The organism is Streptomyces sp. NPDC006265, from assembly GCF_040613555.1.
Classification (GTDB): Bacteria; Actinomycetota; Actinomycetes; order Streptomycetales; family Streptomycetaceae; genus Streptomyces.
Window position 1 is genome coordinate 1 of record NZ_JBEXSH010000765.1, and the last position, 4,524, is coordinate 4,524.

At 72.3% G+C, this 4,524-nt stretch carries 5 protein-coding genes and 1 pseudogene; 3 read left to right on the forward strand and 3 right to left on the reverse strand.

Going from position 1 to position 4,524, the window contains the following annotated elements:
* From ABZ281_RS39395 to ABZ281_RS39405, 3 genes are all read right to left on the reverse strand, one after another.
* Positions 1–657, reverse strand: a 657-nt coding sequence (locus ABZ281_RS39395; protein ID WP_356662793.1) for a helix-turn-helix transcriptional regulator, incomplete at its 3' end; no start/stop codon positions are given.
* 377 nt (positions 658–1,034) lie between these two features.
* On the reverse strand, positions 1,035–1,610 hold the full coding sequence (locus tag ABZ281_RS39400) for a DUF3017 domain-containing protein (RefSeq protein WP_356662794.1): 576 nt from the start codon (positions 1,608–1,610) through the stop codon (positions 1,035–1,037).
* On the reverse strand, positions 1,600–2,454 hold the full coding sequence (locus tag ABZ281_RS39405; RefSeq protein WP_356662795.1) for a bifunctional methylenetetrahydrofolate dehydrogenase/methenyltetrahydrofolate cyclohydrolase: 855 nt from the start codon (positions 2,452–2,454) through the stop codon (positions 1,600–1,602). The genes ABZ281_RS39400 and ABZ281_RS39405 overlap by 11 nt, the downstream gene beginning before the upstream one ends.
* Before the next feature lie 274 nt (positions 2,455–2,728).
* On the opposite strand from ABZ281_RS39405, the gene ABZ281_RS39410 reads away from it, so the two are divergent.
* From ABZ281_RS39410 to ABZ281_RS39420, 3 genes and pseudogenes are all read left to right on the forward strand, one after another.
* A complete protein-coding gene (locus tag ABZ281_RS39410) occupies positions 2,729–3,304 on the forward strand; it encodes a hypothetical protein (RefSeq protein ID WP_356662796.1) in 576 nt (191 codons plus the stop codon).
* A gap of 134 nt (positions 3,305–3,438) precedes the next feature.
* A pseudogene (locus ABZ281_RS39415) lies at positions 3,439–3,516 on the forward strand (FHA domain-containing protein); the annotation flags it as partial.
* A 44-nt stretch (positions 3,517–3,560) separates the two neighbouring features.
* Positions 3,561–4,524, forward strand: a 964-nt coding sequence (locus ABZ281_RS39420; RefSeq protein WP_356662797.1) for a protein kinase, incomplete at its 3' end; no start/stop codon positions are given.

Below are 4,524 nucleotides of genomic sequence, written 5' to 3' on the forward strand. Positions count from 1 at the left end.
GGTTGCCCCACTTCGCCACGAGGGACGCGTACGCGGCGGGCACCGACCCCTTGGCCAACGATTTCGCCCCACCGCCCACGCGGCGGCCCGGCCGCTCCCCTCCCGTACACCCGCGCCGGTGGAGTCCTGGACCTCGGGCGCCGTCGGCTGCGGCGGCACGGTCGGGGCCACACCGGCCGGTCCCGCGATGCCCGGGGTGACCGTGGTGCCGCCGCCGCTGCGGCGGGCGGGCTTGCCGCCGCCCGCGGAGGCGGCCCTGCCCTCGCCCGCCGAGGCCGCCTTGCCACCGGCCGAGGGGTCGGTGAAGTCCTGCCCGCCGAACTCCCCGAGCGCGGCGCGCGCCTGGGAGATCCTTATGGCCTCCATCGTCATGTCGTGCCGCATCTCCGAGCGGCTCCAGGCGCGCTCGGCGAGCTCCCACATGGTCGTCAGGTGCACCGGATTGGTGCCGGTGACCTCGGCCAGGGCCACGATCGCGCCCTTCGGCGCGAGCAGCCGGCCGTTCAGGTAACGCTCCCACGACGTCTTGCTGTAGCCCGTGCGGTCCGCCACCGACGCGATGCTCAGACCGCTGCGGTCCACGAGTCTGCGCAGCTGGCTGGTGAACTCCCTGATCTGTGGATCGAGCTCATCCGGCAAGGCCTTCCAACGAGGCATTGCTCCCCCTCTTCCCCCCGGTCGTGCTGATATTTCTCGCGCTGTTCGCCCCGCGCGCGGCGGCCTTGGCCGAGTCCCCGTTGTGGATACCCACAGGGATGCGTCCAGTCAGGATCTCAGTTCCCTGACGGGGGGCGCACAGGAGCACGGTGGCCGCGCGCGATACACCCTGGACCGTCCTGATTGTCCCTGCCAACCCCGTCGTCGCACCACTTTGTGCGGTATCGGAGCGGAACCGGAAGCGAGACGTACCGGAACTGTCACTTCCGTGCCACAGCGCTCTGACAGCCGTTGAACAGGCCGTTCGCCGTGCCCGAGGGTGGGTCGTGGCGGCGGGCCGTCCTTACCTCGGGGGAGGGGACGGACCGCCGTCCTCGTCATTCGCTGGTGACCGTGAAGTGCAGGGTGTCCTTCAGGAACGGGATCTGCAGCAACGGATTCGGCTGTGCCATCAGCGCCAGCAGGACGATCACGGTGCCCAGCAGGCCGTAGGTGACGATGTCCGTGAAGCGGGAGCGGACGGCGAGCATGCCGACGCCCGGCAGCAGCCAGCGCATCGCGCCACCGCCCAGCAGGGCGACGCCGACCAGCAGCGTCCCGAGCCGGAACTGGCCGAACGCCGTCACCAGCAGCCCGAGCCCGGCCAGCCCCAGCACGGCGAGCACGGGCCACTGCCGGGCGGGCGCGGGAGCGCCCCCGGGCGCGGCCCGGCCACCGCCCTCGGGCCGCGCGGTGTCCTTGGTGAACAGCGGGAAGCGCCGGGTGACCCGCCGCGGCCGCCCTTCGGCGTCGGGCGCGCTGACGGGGTCCCGGACGGTGATGTCCTCCGGTGACTCGTGTCCGCCCGGCGTCTCCTGCCCGCCGGGCGTTTCGCGCCCGCCCGGGGTCAGGTGCTCAGCCCCGCCCGGGGCCCGGTGCTCAGCCCCGCCCGGGGCCCGGTGCTCAGCCGACACTGCGCTCCGCCGCCTCGACCACGTTGACGAGCAGCTGGGCACGGGTCATCGGGCCGACGCCGCCGGGGTTCGGGGAGATCCAGGCGGCGACCTCGGCGACGTCGGGGTGGACGTCGCCCACGATCTTGCCCTCGGCGCTGCGGGAGACGCCGACGTCGAGGACGGCCGCGCCGGGCTTCACGTCCTCGGCCCGGATCAGATGGGCGGAACCGGCGGCGGCCACGATGATGTCCGCGCGCTTGAGGTGCGCCGCCAGGTCACGCGTGCCGGTGTGGCACTGCGTCACGGTGGCGTTCTCGCTGCGGCGGGTGAGCAGCAGCGGCATCGGCCGGCCGATGGTCACGCCGCGTCCGACGACCACGACCTCGGCGCCCTTGATCTCCACTCCGTAGCGGCGGAGCAGCGTCAGCACGCCGTTCGGGGTGCAGGGCAGCGGGGCGGGCTCATTGAGGACGAGGCGCCCCAGGTTCATCGGGTGCAGCCCGTCCGCGTCCTTGTCCGGGTCCATCAGCTCGAGGATGCGGTTCTCGTCGATGCCCTTGGGCAGCGGCAGTTGCACGATGTAGCCGGTGCAGGCCGGGTCCTCGTTGAGCTCGCGGACGGCGGCCTCGATCTCCTCCTGGGTCGCCGTGGCGGGCAGTTCGCGCTGGATGGAGGCGATGCCCACCTGCGCGCAGTCGCGGTGCTTGCCGGCGACGTACTTCTGGCTGCCGGGGTCGTCCCCGACCAGGATCGTGCCGAGGCCGGGCGTGACGCCCTTCTCCTTCAGCGCCGCCACGCGGGCGGTCAGATCGGACTTGATCGCGGCTGCGGTGGCCTTGCCATCGAGAATCTGGGCGGTCATGTCCCCATCCTCGCGGATGACCCCGCCGCGGTTCCAATCCGGCCGCAATCCGGGCACCGGGGGTCCGTCCTCCCGTATCCGTCCATGATCAGCGATGTTGCACTTGCACAACACATCGGGAATGCGGCTGGACAAGCCGGTCAGTGGTGAAGAACGATGACCCGACAAGTGCCGCGGGCAGCTCAACGGGGGGACGGTCGCAATACTGAAGGTTTTCCTCCGTGCGGATGTCACGCGTCGTCCCCGCACAAGGACCAACGGAGGAAAGTCCCCCATGAGCTACGGCGACCCGAACAACCCCTACGGCGCTCCCCAGGGGCAGCCGCAGCAGCCGGGCCACGGATACCCGCAGGACCAGGGACAGGCGCCCGGTTACGGCTACCCGCAGGCCCCTCCGGTCTCTCCCTACGGCGGCCCCGCCGCGCCGACCACCATGCCCGGCTCGGTCAGCGCGGCCCGCGTGATGATGTGGGTCATCGTCGGTCTGCAGGTCGTCGGCGTGGCCCTCTTCGCCTTCGGCGCCGCGGCTCTCAACGCCGCGAAGGACGACGAGTCCCTCAAGGACAACACCGCCTTCCAGGACCTGGTCGGCGACTCGACCGGCCTGATCTGGGGCTACGTGGTGTTCGGCCTGGCCTGGCTGGTGTTCGCGGCCGTCCTGGCGACCAAGTTCAAGAACGGCGGCAACGGCGCCCGGATCACCATCCTGGTCTTCGCCATCATCACGGCCGTCCTGGGCATCTACCCGTTCGTCATCGTGGGCCTGGTGCACACCGTTCTCGCCATCCTGGTGGCCGTCTTCGTCGGCAACGCGGGCGGCAAGGCCTGGTTCAACCGCCCGCGCTACTGAACGGGCCCGGTCGACCGCACCAGTTCACGCCAATCACATCCAAGGGCCGTGTCTCACCCGTACGAGGGGGGGCACGGCCCTGGCGCGTCGCCCTACTCTGACGGTGGTAGCTGTTCAGGCACGGGGAGAGCACCTTGTACAGCATCATCGTGGTACCTCCGCCGACCACGGAGGAAGAGCGAAACCGTACCCCCGACAGGCTCGCGCGCGGCACCCTACGGCTCTTCGGCGGCCTTCGTCCGGCCGGGCCGGTCCGGTGACCGAGGCGTACGCCGTACCCGTGCCCAAGGGCTACCGGGTCGGCGTCTGGGAGGTGCGCGAGCCCCTCGCGACCGGCGCCTTCGGCAGTGTGTACGCGGCCCGGCGCGTCGGTGACGGCACCGGACTGCCGCCCACGGCCGCGCTGAAGTTCCTGCCCACCGGGACGGCCACGCCGCGCCGGCTGACGCACCTGCGCGAACTGGTCGAGCGTGAGGTCGAGCTGTACCGACGGCTGCGGCACCCGCGGCTGGTGCGGATGTACCAGACGCTGACGGTCGACGACCCGGGCCGTCCGGAGCTGGACGGCGCCACCGTCCTCGTCCTGGAGAAGGCCGAGGGCTCCCTGTCGGCCCTGCTCGCCGCCACGCCCCGGCCCGCGGCCGCCCCCGCGCTGCTCGCGCAGATCGCCGAGGGCCTCGCCCAGTTGCACGGCGCCGGCTGGGTGCACGGCGACCTGAAGCCCGCCAACGTGCTGCTGATGGCGGACGGTTCGGTGCGCCTCGCCGACTTCAACATGGCCGCGGAGCTGGAGGGCACGCACGCCTACACGCCGGCCTTCTCCACCCCCGACTACACCCCGCCCGAACTGCTGTGGACCGAGATCGGCGAACGAGGCCGCCGCATCCGCCCGTCCGCCGACATCTGGGCCTTCGGCGTCCTCGCCCACCTCGTGCTCACCGACTCCTTCCCGCTGCCCGGCGCCACCTCGACCGCCCGGCGCGACGCGACAGCGGCCTACGCCCGCGGTGTCGACGAACTGCGCCTGTCCCCGGAACTTCCCGACGGCTGGCGGGAGATCGTGCGCGCCTGCCTGACCCGGACGCACCGGCAGCGCATCGACGGCACCGTGCTGCTGCGCCGCGTGACGGCGGCCGCGGGCCCGGACCGGCGTGGCCGGCGCCTGCCCCGCCGGCGCCCCGCCCGCCGCCGCCTGCGCCGCGGATCCGTCGCAGCCGTCC

Excerpts from the sequence above, each read along its gene's own strand:
- ABZ281_RS39405 (WP_356662795.1), bottom strand. The coding sequence starts at position 2,454 with ATGACCGCCCAGATTCTCGATGGCAAGGCCACCGCAGCCGCGATCAAG.
- ABZ281_RS39410 (WP_356662796.1), top strand. The coding sequence starts at position 2,729 with ATGAGCTACGGCGACCCGAACAACCCCTACGGCGCTCCCCAGGGGCAG.